16 protein-coding genes and 10 tRNA genes are annotated in these 15508 nt (G+C 49.1%); 6 read left to right on the top strand and 20 right to left on the bottom strand.

Features of this window, described 5'->3' with window-relative positions; all coding sequences use genetic code 11:
• The first annotated feature begins 10 nt into the window (after positions 1-10).
• Together CRO25_RS32770 and CRO25_RS32775 are read left to right on the top strand one after the other, a co-directional pair.
• Complete coding sequence (locus CRO25_RS32770) at positions 11-463, top strand: hypothetical protein (RefSeq protein WP_256863809.1); 453 nt, start codon at positions 11-13, stop codon at positions 461-463.
• A gap of 88 nt (positions 464-551) precedes the next feature.
• Positions 552-1361, top strand: coding sequence for a helix-turn-helix domain-containing protein (locus CRO25_RS32775; RefSeq protein WP_079697750.1), 810 nt, complete (start codon positions 552-554; stop codon positions 1359-1361).
• Between the two features lie 64 nt (positions 1362-1425).
• Here CRO25_RS32775 and CRO25_RS32780 read toward each other — a convergent pair whose 3' ends face one another.
• Complete coding sequence (locus CRO25_RS32780) at positions 1426-1959, bottom strand: MOSC domain-containing protein (RefSeq protein WP_079697762.1); 534 nt, start codon at positions 1957-1959, stop codon at positions 1426-1428.
• Between the two features lie 263 nt (positions 1960-2222).
• On the opposite strand from CRO25_RS32780, the gene CRO25_RS32785 reads away from it, so the two are divergent.
• From CRO25_RS32785 to CRO25_RS32795, 3 genes are all read left to right on the top strand, one after another.
• Positions 2223-2579 (top strand): DUF1304 domain-containing protein, encoded by a 357-nt coding sequence (locus tag CRO25_RS32785; protein ID WP_162842469.1) that lies wholly within the window; start codon positions 2223-2225, stop codon positions 2577-2579.
• Between the two features lie 119 nt (positions 2580-2698).
• A complete protein-coding gene (locus CRO25_RS32790) occupies positions 2699-3499 on the top strand; it encodes a DUF4261 domain-containing protein (RefSeq protein WP_079697752.1) in 801 nt (266 codons plus the stop codon).
• Between the two features lie 230 nt (positions 3500-3729).
• Positions 3730-4089 carry an STAS/SEC14 domain-containing protein gene (locus CRO25_RS32795; RefSeq protein ID WP_064642872.1) on the top strand — a complete coding sequence of 120 codons (360 nt, stop codon included), beginning with the start codon at positions 3730-3732 and terminating at the stop codon, positions 4087-4089.
• Between the two features lie 151 nt (positions 4090-4240).
• Here the strand turns inward: CRO25_RS32795 and CRO25_RS32800 are convergent, their stop codons facing one another.
• Together CRO25_RS32800 and CRO25_RS32805 are read right to left on the bottom strand one after the other, a co-directional pair.
• On the bottom strand, positions 4241-4735 hold the full coding sequence (locus CRO25_RS32800; protein ID WP_079697753.1) for a GNAT family N-acetyltransferase: 495 nt from the start codon (positions 4733-4735) through the stop codon (positions 4241-4243).
• Complete coding sequence (locus tag CRO25_RS32805) at positions 4732-5241, bottom strand: hypothetical protein (RefSeq protein ID WP_079697754.1); 510 nt, start codon at positions 5239-5241, stop codon at positions 4732-4734. Before CRO25_RS32805 ends, CRO25_RS32800 begins: the two co-directional genes overlap by 4 nt.
• Positions 5242-5400: 159 nt before the next feature.
• Here CRO25_RS32805 and CRO25_RS33650 point away from each other — a divergent pair, with 159 nt between their 5' ends.
• Positions 5401-5550 carry a hypothetical protein gene (locus tag CRO25_RS33650; protein ID WP_157258625.1) on the top strand — a complete coding sequence of 50 codons (150 nt, stop codon included), beginning with the start codon at positions 5401-5403 and terminating at the stop codon, positions 5548-5550.
• 83 nt (positions 5551-5633) lie between these two features.
• Here the strand turns inward: CRO25_RS33650 and CRO25_RS32810 are convergent, their stop codons facing one another.
• The 17 genes from CRO25_RS32810 to CRO25_RS32890 all read right to left on the bottom strand — a co-directional run bounded on the left by CRO25_RS32810 (position 5634) and on the right by CRO25_RS32890 (position 15497).
• Positions 5634-6647, bottom strand: a complete 1014-nt coding sequence (locus tag CRO25_RS32810; protein WP_079697755.1) for a LacI family DNA-binding transcriptional regulator — start codon at positions 6645-6647, stop codon at positions 5634-5636.
• Positions 6648-6751: 104 nt separating this feature from the next.
• Positions 6752-7561 carry a 5-deoxy-glucuronate isomerase gene (gene iolB / locus CRO25_RS32815; protein WP_079697756.1) on the bottom strand — a complete coding sequence of 270 codons (810 nt, stop codon included), beginning with the start codon at positions 7559-7561 and terminating at the stop codon, positions 6752-6754.
• A gap of 85 nt (positions 7562-7646) precedes the next feature.
• Positions 7647-8699, bottom strand: a complete 1053-nt coding sequence (iolG, locus tag CRO25_RS32820) for an inositol 2-dehydrogenase (RefSeq protein WP_079697757.1) — start codon at positions 8697-8699, stop codon at positions 7647-7649.
• 70 nt (positions 8700-8769) lie between these two features.
• Positions 8770-10245, bottom strand: a complete 1476-nt coding sequence (locus tag CRO25_RS32825) for a CoA-acylating methylmalonate-semialdehyde dehydrogenase (protein ID WP_306291833.1) — start codon at positions 10243-10245, stop codon at positions 8770-8772.
• A 71-nt stretch (positions 10246-10316) separates the two neighbouring features.
• A complete protein-coding gene (gene iolC / locus CRO25_RS32830; RefSeq protein ID WP_079697758.1) occupies positions 10317-11327 on the bottom strand; it encodes a 5-dehydro-2-deoxygluconokinase in 1011 nt (336 codons plus the stop codon).
• Positions 11328-11438: 111 nt separating this feature from the next.
• Positions 11439-12341 (bottom strand): myo-inosose-2 dehydratase, encoded by a 903-nt coding sequence (gene iolE, locus CRO25_RS32835; RefSeq protein WP_079697759.1) that lies wholly within the window; start codon positions 12339-12341, stop codon positions 11439-11441.
• 114 nt (positions 12342-12455) lie between these two features.
• The gene (gene iolD / locus CRO25_RS32840) at positions 12456-14321 is read right to left on the bottom strand and encodes a 3D-(3,5/4)-trihydroxycyclohexane-1,2-dione acylhydrolase (decyclizing) (protein WP_079697760.1); all 1866 of its coding nucleotides are present in this window, start codon (positions 14319-14321) and stop codon (positions 12456-12458) included.
• A 317-nt stretch (positions 14322-14638) separates the two neighbouring features.
• Positions 14639-14709 (bottom strand) — tRNA-Gly (locus CRO25_RS32845).
• A 9-nt stretch (positions 14710-14718) separates the two neighbouring features.
• Positions 14719-14792 (bottom strand) — tRNA-Pro (locus CRO25_RS32850).
• Positions 14793-14799: 7 nt separating this feature from the next.
• A tRNA-Leu gene (locus CRO25_RS32855) sits at positions 14800-14878 on the bottom strand.
• Between the two features lie 15 nt (positions 14879-14893).
• A tRNA-Arg gene (locus CRO25_RS32860) sits at positions 14894-14970 on the bottom strand.
• A 7-nt stretch (positions 14971-14977) separates the two neighbouring features.
• A tRNA-Gly gene (locus tag CRO25_RS32865) sits at positions 14978-15052 on the bottom strand.
• Positions 15053-15062: 10 nt separating this feature from the next.
• A tRNA-Leu gene (locus CRO25_RS32870) sits at positions 15063-15143 on the bottom strand.
• Between the two features lie 6 nt (positions 15144-15149).
• A tRNA-Lys gene (locus CRO25_RS32875) sits at positions 15150-15225 on the bottom strand.
• A 7-nt stretch (positions 15226-15232) separates the two neighbouring features.
• Positions 15233-15318, bottom strand: a tRNA-Tyr gene (locus CRO25_RS32880).
• 9 nt (positions 15319-15327) lie between these two features.
• Positions 15328-15403 (bottom strand) — tRNA-Thr (locus tag CRO25_RS32885).
• Between the two features lie 18 nt (positions 15404-15421).
• Positions 15422-15497 (bottom strand) — tRNA-Phe (locus CRO25_RS32890).
• Between the last annotated feature and the right edge of the window lie 11 nt (positions 15498-15508).

The raw sequence follows: 15508 nt of genomic DNA on the forward strand, positions 1-15508 counted from the left end.
TGATTACAGAATGATCGGTGAACAATCCAAGATCAAATTCAGGCCAAACAAAATACATATTATCGGCTCAGTCGGCAGCGGCAAATCTACATTGGCCCGCCTCTTATCCGCGAGGTTAGACCTTCCTTATTATGAGCTCGACAACATTGTGTGGCACCGTGTACCTAAAGGACAGGATATTCGCAATAGCCCTGAGAAGCGGGACACACTCCTGCAAAAAGCCGTTTATTCCAATCAGTGGATTATTGAAGGAGTACACTATGAATGGGTGGAAAGAAGTTTCGAGCAGGCTGATCTTATCGTCTATTTGAATACCCCGTGTGGAAAAGGAATGTGCGCATTCTCAAACGTTTCACAGTACAGAAGCTCGGGCTGGAACAAGGAAATTACCGACAGACTTTCACTATGCTCTGGAAGATGTATAAATGGAGCTATCAACATGACCATAAGGAAAAGGCGCTAATCATGGCGTTTTTGCAGCCTCACCAACATAAATTGTGCATGGTTCGTAACGAAGCAGAATTGACGAGATACCTGGAGGAATCGACGAGATGAAACATGCGGATCATGCTGTCAGACCCAGTATGGGTCTTCTGAATCTGAATGAGGGCGACAAAAGATATTGCCTGACACGTTATGCCCCTTCCGAAGCATTGAGTTCTTTGGTCAAGCATTTCTGGATCGTCTCCTGGGATCTTACCGGGCATGATCCATATCCGCAGCATGTGGTTCCGAATCCCTGTGTCAATCTGGTGGTAGAGCGGGGAAACACCTTTTTCTTCGGTCCATCTGGACAGAAATTCTCCTATCTTGTCCGTGGAAAAGGAAGCGTGTTTGGGGTGAAGTTTAAGCCTGGAGGCTTCTATCCATTCATTCGTACTCCCGTATCCACATTGTATGAAAACCCCTTGGATGTCTCTGGTGTGCTTGGTATCGATGCTCCACTGCTCGAAGAACGTCTGCTCGGGGACGGAAGTGATGCGGACAAAGTCAGTTATATGGATCAGCTACTTTGTAAACACCTTCCTCCTCCTGATGATCAAGCCATTCTGGTTAGCCAAATTGTGCTGTATATTGGGCAGCATCGGGATATGTTGAGAGTCGATGACTTATCTGCCTCCTGGAATATACACACCAGAAAGCTCCAGCGCCTGTTCAATCAGTATGTGGGTATCAGCCCCAAAATGGTGATCAAACTCTACCGCCTGCAAAATGCTGCTGAGCTGATGGAGCGGGGTGTGAATTGCGATCTGGTTAAGTTGTCCCAGGACCTTGGATATCACGATCAGTCGCATTTTATCAAAGACTTCAAGTCCATTATCGGCAGCACCCCTGAAGATTACGTCCAATCCAGAGGATAAACTGAGATTTACTACAGTCGAAGCAAGCGGATTCGACTGTAATACAAAAACCTGTCCTGAGACCTCAGGACAGGCGAATAACTTCGATGGTATCTCCGGTACGGATGATGCCTTCACGCTCGACTGAACAGACAATTCCGCGTTTTTTGCGGGCGGCTGGCACGAACTTTTTGCGCAAACCATCCTGTTCGTAGACTTGCTCAATGATTTTTCCAGGGTGTACACAAGGTAGATTCTCCCCTTCGCAGATCAGCCCGGTTCCATCCGGGAACAGAAGTCGGGTCCCGACAGGAAGCTCCGTCAACTTTTCAACGCCACGGATCAGCATGTTGGCACCGAGCCACTCCGGGCGTACTTCAGGAATATTCATCTTCTGTGCTATGAGAGCACATTCCTCTTCTGAGACAATACTGATTTGCCTACGATTTGCGATTGGCGTTCCCCGTTTGTATATTTTCTGGCGGGAGTCCGCTGGGCGCAACAGACCGTAATGCCGATCACTCGGAATTCCAGCGAGCTCAATATCGATAAAAGGTACGACTCGTGTAACAAACGTTGATGGATCATCCGCCAGCAGGACGAATTGAACGGTTCCCACACCCACGCTAATCCCCCTTTTCCATGAGTAAGTTCACTTCTTTATTGTTCATTATTACCCAATGAATGGATTTTCGACAATCAGCGTATGATTATCTTTGTACTTAATCCGCGGCTTCATTTTAAACGAGAATCATGAACCCATTAACAAATTACACAATTAATTTGTGTAAAATTAAATTTATACTTTCAGTTCGGATGGCAAACATTTATACTGAGTGGGACAAGTAAATAAATGACATATAAGAAAGCAAGGTGTTTCTTTTGATTAGTATCATTTTCGTGGCTATTGTAGCCATTGAGCACTTCTACATCATGGTGATGGAGATGTTCCTGTGGACCCGTCCACGCACGATGAAAACGTTCGGTCTTACCCCTGAACTAGCGGAATCCACCAAGTCCCTGGCAGCCAATCAAGGTCTGTACAATGGATTTTTGGCCGCAGGTTTGATCTGGGGTCTCGTTTATCCAGATGCATCCGTCGGACAGCACATTCAGATCTTCTTCCTGGCATGTGTCATTATCGCCGCCCTCTACGGAGGTGTAACCGCTACTCGGTCCATCATTATCAAACAAGGGCTGCCTGCGATTATTGCATTACTTCTCGTTCTTTTCCTCTGATCACCTGATGGCCATTACCATGCCGGGATTCATTAAAAGCTCCAATGTGGTAAGGTATGGTTATAAAGGCATCGGATTATGCCTAATCACTGTGATTGGTCTGGAAAGGAGAACGTTTTATGGGACTGTTTGACAAGCTTCGACGCCGCAAAAAGGAAAACTCCACCGCAGGTGGAGCCGTACATACTGCTCCATATAGCGAAACTATCGTTGGATTTGTTTTGCTGGAGCACGAAGATTGTAATTTTGATCACTTCATTAGCACGATGAAAAACGAGTGGAATTTTGAGATTGACGAACGTCCGGAGGAAGGCAATCTTTTTTTCGAAGTGGATGGAATGCAAGTGGTGTGTGCACACATTAATGCCCCTGTCCCTGATCGCGAAGTAGAGGAAAATGCTAAATTAAATGTGCTGTGGCGGGAAGCGGTGCAAGTCACTTCAAGACATCAATCTCAGATTATTGTCTCTGTACTGAATGCAACTGACGCCATTCAGGCACATATTCTGTTCACCCAAACAGCGAGTGCTTTGCTCCAGCTGGACCATGCGTTGGCTATATATATGGCGCCACTTGTGGTGGAAGCAGGCCAGTACGTGGACATCAGTCGTGGAATTAAGGAACAAGAGCTGCCCGTCTCCCTCTGGATCTTCATCGGATTATTCCAAAGCCCTGAAGGCGCATCGGCCTACACTTATGGGTTACGCAACTTCGGGAAAGAGGAGATGGAAATCACTCAATCCGCAAAGCCGTTAAGTGAAGTATTTGAAATGATGTATATGACTGCGACTTATGTTGTTGAAAACGATGTAACCCTGCATGACGGCGAGACGCTCGGCTTCTCTGCAGAACAAAAGCTGCCCATCAACCGCTCGGAAGGAATAGCCACAGAGGGTAGCAGCTTGAAGATTGGTTTTTAGGCATCGTTAAGAGCCGTCCAGATTCCTCGTGACTGGGCGGCTTTTTTATGTTTGATTTCCGATTTAGCTCATCAACATACGTTTCCCTGAAATTGTATCTGCTAGGAGGACATAGTTCATAAGTATTATAAAATAGTGAACTTTGTTTTCATCTCTGCAAATTGAGGGTATAATTAATAGGTCAATAGACTTATATCGTACATAATATTTTATCGTAAGGGAGTTGCCAAATGTCTGTAAAACGATTGGATTCACCTAAACCTATTATTGAAATAGTTTGGGAAGGAATGGTCTCTCCTGAACAGGTGGAACAAACCAATACCGAGATAAAAAAAATAGCTGAGCAATTGGGTAATTCATTTGATGTGCTGGTAGACATGCGCAATATGAAGGCATTTCCTCAGGATACAAAAGAGAAAATGGTGGAGCACCAGAAGCTGCTGGCACAGTGGGGCATGAAGCGTGCGAGTGTAGCGGTAGGCGGGGCGATTGCCAAAATGCAGCTGAACCGGATTTCCAAAGAATCGCAGCATCAGACCGAATTCCAATGGGAAACATATGATGAAGCTTTGGCTTTTTTATTGAACTAATTAAATAGGGCTGTTATGTGAGCACAATGGAAATATGGTGCGATGAACATGCAGGCATATATATCTTAAGGCGATTCCCTGAATATGAGGGAACGCCTTTTTGTATTTTCAAACTCTCCATAAGAATACGTTCATCATGTTTGCAGTAAGGTCATGGGTTTATCATGCAAACCATCGTTACAGATGTACCACACATGCCATGTTCGACGAATCCGAAACGCCGATAAAGCCGAATTGCTTCGTTATCTGGATCAACACTGAGCGAAACGGCGTCAATATCCCGCTTTCGAGCCTCTTCTAACGCCGCCTGAATGAGACGGGTGCCTATTCCTTTGCCACGCCCTGTCTCAACCACAGCCATTCCCATCTCGGGTGTAGCCGCATTTACATAACCATATCCCGCATTCTGCTCATTAAAAAATCGCAACGTCACCGAACCCATACGTTTGCCTTGAGAATCCACGGCGATAAATCCGAAATCTCCCTCTCTCCCCCAGCCTTCAACGTACTTGGACATGCCGGGGCTATGAATGATCTCAGGTTCAAAAGGCTCTTCGCCCTCCCGCTTGAACATGGATGCATACAACATCTCCCACAGAAAAGGGATATCCTGCTCTTCAATCGGACGTAATTGATATTCCGTCATTTTTTCCCCTCCTTCAAATTGGTAAAGAGGCGTTCCATTTCATTTAAATTAAAATCATTGGTAATTTCATAATTTTCAAGTTGATCTCTCGTTTTGTATCCGCTGTAGATAGAGACGGCATGTTCGTTATAAAACGTAATTCCAAAGCCTTCTGTAAATCGATCTTCTTTCTTCGTCAAAAGCTGCCAGTCATAGTAATATGGGTTCCCCTCCGATCGCTCGGAGATATCTATTTGCTTTACTCTTCTTAATTCGATATCCTTCGTAAGCTTTAATATCTTTCTAATCTCTTGGGGATCTTTAATAGTCACTTCTTCTTCATCGTATGGATCGGTGGTCGGTATTTTTTTGATAATCAGAATGTCCAGTGTATCCAGCATACTCATATGATCCGTGACTTCAGCTCGAAAGGTGGTATATTGTCTCGAAATGTACATTGGTATCGTAATAGCTGCAATCACGAGTACAACGACCACACCAAGAATGGTTTTGGTTCTTTTTTTCATTGAGCTCTCCTCTCGTTATTGGGTGAATCAGGAAAATTAAAGTTCATTATAAGTATACCACCTCATCCAAATATTGTTCTAGATCATTAAAATAACCCATTAAATACATGCATTTTATAAAGAAAAAACCTCTTCATAATGATCTCCAGTGTTGCAGCCATGTCGGAACAGAGCGCGGCTTCCACGGAAGAGGTTGCTTCTTCCACGCAGGAACAGTTCAATTACATTACAAGCATCTCGGAACGTTCCAATGAGCTGGCGCAGCATGCCAATACACTGTACGAAGAAGTGAAGAAGTTCAAGATTTAACTCAAACAAGCCGCGTTCACCCTTAGGGGCACGCGGCTTGTTTTGTAGGGACGACGTATATGTTTCTGGACAGGGCTGTGTTTTCAAGATTGATTTGATACCTTTCCTGTTGAGTCTCTAATGACCAATTCAGGCTTCAGGACAATTTTCTGTGGTGATTTACCTTCATCTTTTAGCTCATCAATTAATAAATCAACGGCACGACGCCCCAGATCCTCAATAGGTTGGGCAACCGTTGTCAGAGGCGGACTGGTTACCGAAGCCAGAATGGTATTATCGAATCCGATGATTGATACATCTTCAGGCACACGCAGTCCTAGTTCTTTGGCAGCCTGAAGCGCACCAATTGCCTGCATGTCGTTACAACAGAAGATGCCTGTGGCTCGATTCTTTTCCGTGAGCAGCACGAGCGCCTCTTTTTTGGCTGAACCCAAATCGGCATATGACTCTCTCACCTGGTCGGCTTCAAGAGAGTAACCCGCCTGCTCCAATGCTTCACGAAATCCGCGTACACGTTCCTGACTGCTGCTGACTTTGAACGGTTCGGACAGCACCGCTACGTGACTATGACCCAATTCAAGCAGATGCTGTGCTGCCAAGGCGCCACCAAGCCTGTCATCGATCGCAACGGTATGTACCGATAACGACGGCATATGACGGGCAATCAGAGCAACAGGTATCGACTGTTGCAGGAGTGGAGACAGAATCTCGGCATTGTCGATACCTGTTCCGATCATCATGCCGTCGACCCTTTTTTGCTGAAGCAGATTCAAATACCGCTCTACCCGCTCGTCCTTATTATCTGTGCTGCAAATCACGACGCTATAACCCAACTGCCGACTGCGATCTTCTACCGCTCTGGCCAGCTCGGCAAAATACGGATTAGAGATATCGGGCACGAGCAGCCCGAGCGTGTATGTCTGCTTACCCGTAAGTGCAGCAGCAATAGCGCTCGGCTGGTAGTGAAGCCGCTCCATGATCTCCATAATCTCGGCGCGCCGCTTCTCGCTAATTTTACCTTTGCCGTTAATGACCTGTGAGACGGTTGCAATGGATACCCCCGCCTCGCGTGCTATATCATATATGGTTGCTTTCATTGTTATTTCCCCATTTGTGCTATATATAAATTCTCTTATATATAGGTAATCGTTTTCTTCTCATTATGCAGGGGGAAGTCCGCATACGCAACTTGAAGCCGATACTACTTTTTATTCATCAGCCAATCATGGTCCGGGTCGTTATGGAACTTCCAGGTCCGGGTTGGTCCTGCCATCACATTCAGATAGTAGACGTCGTATCCCGGAGGAGCACCTACCGGATGGTATCCACACGGAACAAGCACAACTTCGCCGTTGTTCACTGCAATCGTCTCATCTACAGCTCGATCATCGGTGTATATCCGTTGGATGGCAAACCCCTGCTCAGGCTGCACTCGGAAATAGTACGTCTCCTCTAGCAATGATTCGTCAGGCAGGGCGTCCCGGTCATGTTTATGCGGCGGATAGCTCGACCAATGTCCATCTGGTGTGAACACCTCAACGACAAGCAGACTGTCTGCTTCTTTTTGTTCCGGCAATATATTGTGAATCTGTCGTTCCAGATTGCCGTAACCACGCGTCTCAACACCTACATCATCCGGGGCAATCAGACGAGCTGGATACGTGCCTTTACCTGGTGCTGCACATATGGCAATCTCCAATGCGGTAAGAGCTGTTAACTCCACTCGATCTGAACTGGATACGTAAATCGAATACGGAGGAATTTTTTCAAAAACACTCATTCTTTTCCCGATATTCTCCCACGTATATTCACGAGTACTTATATTCGCCAAGCCGCTGAGAAGCACAAGACAGAGTTCCTGATCCCCGCTCTCACGAGTTAGGGTCTGTCCCTCCACAAGCTGCACCACCTGGAACCCAACATATTCCCATCCCGCAGACTCTGGTGTGACCGTCAACAACGTTCCGTCTGCTTTTGGATTCAACACAGGTTTTACTACGCGTTCTGACATACTTCCTTCCACTCCTTCCGGTATTTATCCGTAATCCTGACGGCTGTCTATTAGATGAAATGAACTTGTTATTTTGAAAATAGCTCTACGGGGCAACCGTCTGCGATTCCACCGACATCCCCGGGACTTCCCGCAGCTTCACAGGTCTGCCTTGTTCCATGGACATGCGTGCGGCGAGTGCGATGCGTTCTGCCTGAACGGCATCATTCCCGTTTACGATGACAGGTGTTTCGTTCCGAATCGCGTCGACGAAAAGAGCAGTCTCCTGCACGTACGCTTCGTTGTATCTCTCCAGGAAAAAGTGTAGCGGCTTGTCGCGCATCAATCCATTTGCTGTACTAATTTCTGCCGTATTCGGATGATCGTTCGCAGCTGTTGCGCTGCCCAATGAGCCAAATACCTCGACTCGCTGATCGTATCCATATACCGCTTGGCGGCTGTTATCAATGACGCCGATTGCTCCATTTTCAAAACTCAACGTCACAATGGCCGTATCCACATCGCCGTGTTCCGCAAAAACAGGATGAATCAGCACATTGCCCTGGGCATAGACTTCCTCCACCTCACTACCGGTCAGATACCGGGCCATATCGAAATCATGGATCATCATGTCCATGAAGATTCCGCCAGACACCCGGATGTACTCCGCTGGCGGCGGACTCGGGTCACGAGAAGTGATTTTGATAATATGCGGATCACCAATCGCTCCCTCCTGCACATGTGCACGTACCCGTTTGAAGTTATGATCGAATCGACGATTGAATCCGATTTGCAGCTTTACCCCAGCCTTCTGCACGGCTGCAACAGCTGCCTGAGTCTGATGAAGATCCATACTGACCGGCTTCTCGCAAAAAATGTGTTTGCCCGCCTGGGCTGCCTGTTCAATCAGGGGTACATGCGTATCTGTTGAGGAACAGATCAGCACTGCATCCACATTTGGCATGGCGATCAGCTGGCTGCTATCTGTCGTTACCACCGGAATGCCACGGCTGGAAGCCCACGCCTCCAGCTCGGGTCCTGCAAACAAATCACTGATGCCAACAATCTCGGCATGCGGGTTGCGCAGGAGATTGTCCGCATGAATTTTACCAATACGCCCAGCGCCGATGATGCCAATTCTCACTTTATCCTTGCCCATTCCGTTATCCTCCCTGTATGTGTCCATGTGGACTCAACGTTCTTCCATTGGCTGGGTATGCCCTGAGTGACTACCAGCGGGCAGTAACCATCTTTTTGCGAGTATAAAATTCAACGCCATCTGTACCGTTGGCATGCAAATCACCGTAGAACGATTTCTTCCAGCCGGAAAAAGGGAAAAATGCCATTGGCGCAGGTACGCCCAAGTTAATGCCCAGCATGCCTGCATCAATCGTTTCACGGAATTGGCGCATGCTTGCTCCACTGCGGGTGAACAGGCAAGCTCCGTTGGCAAAGTCGGAACGGTTGGCCAGTTCTACTGCTTCCTCCAACGTAGCTACCCTCGCTACCGAGAGTACCGGTGCAAAAATCTCGTCCTTCCAGATCTTCATAGTGCTCTGCACCTCATCAAATACCGTCGGACCAACGAAATAACCAGACTTGCCTGTCGCTTCATCTTTGCGACCATCGCGGATCAGAGCAGCGCCTTCCTGTTCTCCGGATTCAATGTAGCTAAGTGTACGTTCCTTATGCGAGCCACGAATGACAGGACCCAGGAATACTCCTTCATCCATGCCGTTACCAATCGTGATGCGATCTGCCGCTTCCACCAGCTTTTGCACCAGCGTGTCAGCAACATCGCCCACGGCCACAACAACCGAGCAGGCCATACAGCGTTCTCCGGCTGAGCCGAAGGCCGCACTGGTGATTTCTTTTACCGTCAGGTCGAGATCGGCGTCCGGCATAACGATCGAGTGATTTTTGGCACCAGCAAGCGCCTGTACCCGTTTGCCATGTGCGGATGCGGTAGTGTAAACATATTCAGCCACAGGCTGTGATCCGACAAAAGAGATCGCTTGAACATCCTTGTGTTCAAGGAGGCCATTCACGACGTCATGCGCACCGTGAACGATATTGAGCACGCCGTCCGGAAGCCCTGCCTCCTTGAACAGCTCAGCCAGACGGCCTGCCAGCAGCGGTGTGCGCTCGGACGGTTTCAGGACAAAGGTGTTGCCGCACGCAATCGCTAGCGGGAACATCCAGCACGGTACCATCATCGGGAAGTTGAAGGGAGTTATTCCCCCAATAACACCGATCGGGTACCGATACATGCCTGACTCCAGCCCGGTGGCGATGTCGGGCAGCTGTTTGCCCATCATCAGGTTCGGGGCGCCTGCCGCGAATTCGACGCATTCGATGCCACGCTGCACTTCGCCGTAGGCTTCCGCGTAGCTTTTACCGTTCTCCAGCGTAACCAGCCGCGCGAGTTCTTCCCAGTGCTCCACCAGCAGCTGCTGGTAGCGGAACAGAATCCGTGCACGGCGGGGAACCGGTGTGCCACTCCAGGACGGGAACGCCTCCCGTGCCGTCTGGACGGCCAAGTCCACATCCGCCTGTTCAGACAGCGGTACGTGTGCAATGACCTCTTCCGTAGCCGGATTCACAACCGGCTCCGTACGGGTTGCCGCCGGGGTCACCCAGGCACCCCCAATCCAGTTTTGAACCATTGTCGCTGTTGCTGACGTTTCCGAAATCCCTTTTCCCATAGCCCTGTCTCCCTTCGTTTATATGTGCGTTGCGTCAATTACTCCATCCACTCCAAGTACTTCAGCACGCTTCAAGAAACCGTAATTTCGCCTCGATTGCAGCGTTCAATATAGTCATTCACTTGTTCCACCGTTGGCATCGCATCCGAGCAGCTGTGGCTGGAGATAACGATACATGCTGCCGCACTGCCAAACGCCATGCTGCGTTTAATTGTCCATCCCTGCATCAACCCATACAGGAATCCCGCCGCGTAGGAATCACCTGCTCCAAATGTCTTCACCACACGCGCAGGGTAGCTGTCCGTTTGATGAGATAGCCCTTCACCTGTATAGGCAATGGAGCCTTCCTTGCCATGTTTGATGACGACAATTTTAGCTGAGAAATCGAACCATTTTTGCGCGGTCACCTGATCGCTATGGTCTGGATTATGGTCAAACGTTTCCATCATGTCGAACTCTTCACGAGTGCCCAGGATAATATCGCATTTCTCGGCCGCGAGGTTATAATAGACCGCCGTCTCTTCGGCTGATGTCCATGTGTAAGGACGATAGTCCAGATCGAACACAATGATTGTGCCATGCTTTTTCGCATATGCCAGCGCCTGGAATACCGCTTCACGAGATGGGCTCTGGGCGAGGGCTGTACCTGAGATCAGCAGCACTTTGGAGTCGGCAATCAGCTGTTCCTGCACCTCTCTCGACTGCAATAGCAGATCAGCCACATGGTCACGATACATTAGAATGCTGCAATCGGTTGGACTTTTGATCTCGGTAAAAGCAAGTCCTGTCACCGCTCCGGTATCGTCCGTTACCACATTTGACGTATCGATCCCGTTCCGCTCCAGATAACTGTTGATGAACCTGCCCATCTGGTCATTCGCGATTTTGCCGATAAATGCCGTTTCCATACCGAGTCTGGACATGCCAATCGTGATATTAGCCGGAGATCCGCCCACATATTTTGTAAAAGTCATCGTCTCTTCCATCGGGCGATTGATCTCATTGGCATTCAAGTCGATGCACAGACGGCCAATCGCGGTGAAATCCATCTTCCTGGAATCAGGAAAGGATACGTAAGTCATTGTATTTGAACCCCTTTCTGTGATGGGATTTGGAATGATACATTCATCAAACTCACACTCATAATCTGGTTTACCTCATGGTATGGCTCTCTCCCGATGGCCATGACTTTATCAGCTGTGCTGGTATAAGGACTCCATATATTGCAACGATCGCCGCGCATACTCATACGGATTATGAATCGCAGGGTCCTGTTCGCCTTCAAGCATCGCCCAGCCATCATACCCCCGTGTGACCAACTCCTGCAGAACCGGTGCAAAATCAATACATCCATCTCCGGGAACCGTAAAAACCCCTTTACGAATACAGCCCACAAAATCAGACTGTTCCGCCCGTGCTGCGTCCAACACTTGAGGACGGATATCCTTCAGATGAATATAGGCAATCCGGTCATAATGCTTGCGTAGGAGAGCTAACGGGTCAGCTCCGCCGTAGTAAGCATGACCTGTGTCATAGAGCAAATAAACAAGAGATGGGTCAGTCAGTTCCATCAATTTATCGATCTCTTCCGGTTGCTCAACAACGGTACCGCCATGGTGATGATACGTCAGCTTCAACCCGTGCTCACGGGCGATGGCACCTGCTTCGTTCAGCCCCTCAGCAAGGATGTGCCATTCCGATTCACTGAGCCTCAACACTTCTTTTTCATACGGTGTCCGCCTTGGGTCAAAATGCAGGGAGCCACCTACTTCCGCCGTGCTGATCACCGTACTGCCCATCGATTGCAGAAACTCCGCATGTCTGCGATAGCTGTCCAGCTCAGACTGGCGATACGCCGGGTCGGAGAACAATACCGATTTCCACTGGGAAACGAGGCGTATATTGCGCTTGCCCAGCTCCTCCCGCAATGTGTCTGGATCCGTGGGATATTTGCGTCCCATCTCCGTACCTGTCAGGCCAAGTCGCTGAATGTCATCCAGAATCTGTTCACATGTTGTTGCATCACCATGCTCCTTTACATCCTCTCCGACCCAGTTGATCGGATGAATCCCGAGCTGAAATGGCAGCTTGTTCATGGCTCCACGTCTCCTTTTGTGGTTCAACATTTTTGCATCATTCTATTTAACGCGCGCATTCCCATCTATATCATGTTGATTGAAAGTTACTCTTTGGATTGATGATATGCTCAATTAAATGAGTCTAGCTTTGGCACGGTTTGCCTGCATCGCGTGGTGAGCCGTTATCACCTTTTCCTCGTTGGATACTTCCGGCACACCCACATTCCACCAGGACTCATATCCGCCTGCATTGGTTCCGGGCACGACTGGAATTTCGATCAGTGTAGTCACGGTCTCATTCCGTGCGTCTCTGATCGCCTGCTCCAATTGTTCTGTCGTCTCTGCCTTATAGGATTTGGCTCCAAGGCTGCGGGCATGGGCTGCAAAATCCATAGGCATGTAATCTCCTGTCAGTCGTCCGCTCTCCGATTCCCGATAGCGGAACTCGTTGCCGAAACCGTCACTTCCGTGCTCCCGTTGCAAATTATGAATACACTGAAATCCGTTGTTGTTGAATAGTAAAATGGTCATCTTCTTCTGTTCCTGCAAGCTCGTCATCAGTTCAGAATGAAGCATTAGGTAACTACCGTCACCCACCATGGCATACACTTCACGATCCGGCTCCGCAAGAGCTGCTCCGAATGCACCGCTCACCTCATAGCCCATACAGGAGAAGCCGTACTCCATGTGGTATGTTTTCGGTGCAGACGCGCGCCATAGACGGTGCAAGTCTCCAGGCAAACTTCCCGCCGCACACACAATGACGGAAGAAGGGTCAATGGTCCGATTAATTACACCGACCGCGGTTGTCTGTGCCAACCCTGCCTCATGTTGCAGTCCATAGAGTCGATCCACCTCGGTGTTCCACTCATCCCGCAGGTCGGCGATCTCAGATGTTCCGTATCCACTGTGGTACTGCCGTCCCTGTAAAGCCGCTTGCAAAGCTTGCAGACCTTCCCGTGCATCCGCCAAAATCGCTTCTCCACCCAATTTGGCGGCATCCATGCCGTTCAGGTTAATATTGATGAAGGCCGCTTCGGGATGCTGAAAAGCGGAACGAGACGCCGTCGTAAAATCCGAGAACCGGGTGCCGATTCCGATTACCACATCTGCTTCTCTGGCAAGCCTGTTGGCAGCCAGCGAGCCGGTAACGCCGATAGCCCCCACATTAAGTGGGTGGTCCCACGCCAAGGCACTCTTGCCAGCCTGCGTCTCGGCAACCGGAATGCCAAATGCCTCGGCGAATTCAGCCAGCTCTGTGGATGCCTCGGCATACAACACGCCGCCGCCGGCTACGATCAGCGGCTTCCTGCCACGGGCAATCTGCTGCGCTGCCCGTTCAATGGCCGCCTGGACCGGGGGACGACGGTCCAGGTAATGTACCTTGCGGGCGAAGAACGATTCAGGGTAATCGTACGCCTCTGCCTGCACATCCTGCGGCAGCGCCAGCGTTACCGCGCCCGTCTCCGCCGGGTCCATCAGCACGCGCATCGCCTGCGTGGCAGCAATCATCAGCTGTTCGGGACGCACAATGCGATCCCAGTATTTGCTGACCGCTTTGAACGGATCAGTGGCTGAAATCGTATAATCGCCGCTTACCTCCAGCTGCTGCAGCACGGGATCTGGTTCACGCGTGGCAAAGTTATCACCCGGAAGCAGTAAAACGGGAATACGATTGACCGTTGCCGTTGCCGCTGCGGTAATCATGTTCAGTGCTCCTGGTCCGATGGATGTTGTGCAGGCATATATCTGTCTACGGTTCTTCTGCTTGGCATAGGCTGCTGCCGTATGTACCATGCCTTGTTCATTTTTACCCTGCATATACGTCAGACTTCCAGAACTACGCTCCAGTGCCTCTCCAATACCAGTTACGTTACCGTGACCGAAAATGCCGATAACACCTTTCACAAACTTGGTTTCTACCCCATCAATAGAAATATATTGCTGATCCAGATATCGGAGCAGTGCCTGAGCCATCGTCAGTCTAATGGTTGTCATGGAATGATCATCTCCCTTCCCTTTACGGGTTAAGCGCTTAATCTACGTTAAGTTTAAGCGCCTTACCCCTGAAGGTTAAGCGCTTAATTGATATAGTATTACAGGCTGAAGGATTAGGCAAGATATTTTTGTAAGCGTTTTACAAAATGACAAATAAACATAGCTTTATCAATGTGGTATTGTGTATTATCCCACTGTTAATAAAGCTATGATCCGATAAATTAATAGTATTGGAGTGAATGTTCAGATGCCGATAGAAACGTAAAAAAACACAAAAAAAGAGATGGCAGAAACCATCTCTTTTTTTGTTTCTATAAAGCGGGTGATGGGAATCGAACCCACGCTATTAGCTTGGAAGGCTAAAGTTCTACCATTGAACTACACCCGCATGTAAAAATCGGGATGACACGATTTGAACATGCGACCCCCTGGTCCCAAACCAGGTGCTCTACCAAGCTGAGCTACATCCCGTTATCTATACCGGCGAGAGGACTCGAACCTCCACGGTTTCCCACTCGATTTTGAGTCGAGCGCGTCTGCCATTCCGCCACGCCGGCATATGAAGTTATAAATGGCGCGCCCTGAGAGATTCGAACTCCCGGCCTTTTGATTCGTAGTCAAACGCTCTATCCAGCTGAGCTAAGGGCGCAAAATATTGGAGCGGAAGACGGGAATCGAACCCGCGACCCTCGCCTTGGCAAGGCGATGCTCTACCGCTGAGCCACTTCCGCATATAAGGGATGCGCGTGGAGGGACTTGAACCCCCACGTCAAAGACGCTAGATCCTAAGTCTAGTGCGTCTGCCAATTCCGCCACACGCGCATATAATGGTGAGTCATGAAGGGCTCGAACCTTCGACACCCTGATTAAAAGTCAGGTGCTCTACCAACTGAGCTAATGACTCGCAAAACTGGTGGAGGATGATGGATTCGAACCACCGAACCCGTACGGGAGCAGATTTACAGTCTGATGCGTTTGGCCGCTTCGCTAATCCTCCAGAATTACATGGTGCCGGCGAGAGGACTTGAACCCCCAACCTACTGATTACAAGTCAGTTGCTCTACCAGTTGAGCTACACCGGCATATTAAGTGGTGATAAATGGTGGCTCGGGACGGAATCGAACCGCCGACACGAGGATTTTCAGTCCTCTGCTCTACCGACTGAGCTACCGAGCCACAATAAAGTT

The sequence above is a fragment of the Paenibacillus sp. RU5M genome (assembly GCF_900221055.1).
GTDB classification, from domain to species: domain Bacteria; phylum Bacillota; class Bacilli; order Paenibacillales; family Paenibacillaceae; genus Paenibacillus; species Paenibacillus marchantiae.

What these genes read in the sequence shown, in the direction of transcription:
- CRO25_RS32770 (WP_256863809.1), top strand. Translation starts at nt 11, where the DNA reads ATGATCGGTGAACAATCCAAGATCAAATTCAGGCCAAACAAAATACAT.
- CRO25_RS32775 (WP_079697750.1), top strand. Translation starts at nt 552, where the DNA reads ATGAAACATGCGGATCATGCTGTCAGACCCAGTATGGGTCTTCTGAAT.
- CRO25_RS32790 (WP_079697752.1), top strand. Translation starts at nt 2,699, where the DNA reads ATGGGACTGTTTGACAAGCTTCGACGCCGCAAAAAGGAAAACTCCACC.
- CRO25_RS32795 (WP_064642872.1), top strand. Translation starts at nt 3,730, where the DNA reads ATGTCTGTAAAACGATTGGATTCACCTAAACCTATTATTGAAATAGTT.
- CRO25_RS32800 (WP_079697753.1), bottom strand. Translation starts at nt 4,735, where the DNA reads ATGACGGAATATCAATTACGTCCGATTGAAGAGCAGGATATCCCTTTT.
- CRO25_RS32805 (WP_079697754.1), bottom strand. Translation starts at nt 5,241, where the DNA reads ATGAAAAAAAGAACCAAAACCATTCTTGGTGTGGTCGTTGTACTCGTG.
- CRO25_RS33650 (WP_157258625.1), top strand. Translation starts at nt 5,401, where the DNA reads ATGTCGGAACAGAGCGCGGCTTCCACGGAAGAGGTTGCTTCTTCCACG.
- CRO25_RS32810 (WP_079697755.1), bottom strand. Translation starts at nt 6,647, where the DNA reads ATGAAAGCAACCATATATGATATAGCACGCGAGGCGGGGGTATCCATT.
- iolB (WP_079697756.1), bottom strand. Translation starts at nt 7,561, where the DNA reads ATGTCAGAACGCGTAGTAAAACCTGTGTTGAATCCAAAAGCAGACGGA.
- iolG (WP_079697757.1), bottom strand. Translation starts at nt 8,699, where the DNA reads ATGGGCAAGGATAAAGTGAGAATTGGCATCATCGGCGCTGGGCGTATT.
- CRO25_RS32825 (WP_306291833.1), bottom strand. Translation starts at nt 10,245, where the DNA reads ATGGGAAAAGGGATTTCGGAAACGTCAGCAACAGCGACAATGGTTCAA.
- iolC (WP_079697758.1), bottom strand. Translation starts at nt 11,327, where the DNA reads ATGACTTACGTATCCTTTCCTGATTCCAGGAAGATGGATTTCACCGCG.
- iolE (WP_079697759.1), bottom strand. Translation starts at nt 12,341, where the DNA reads ATGAACAAGCTGCCATTTCAGCTCGGGATTCATCCGATCAACTGGGTC.
- iolD (WP_079697760.1), bottom strand. Translation starts at nt 14,321, where the DNA reads ATGACAACCATTAGACTGACGATGGCTCAGGCACTGCTCCGATATCTG.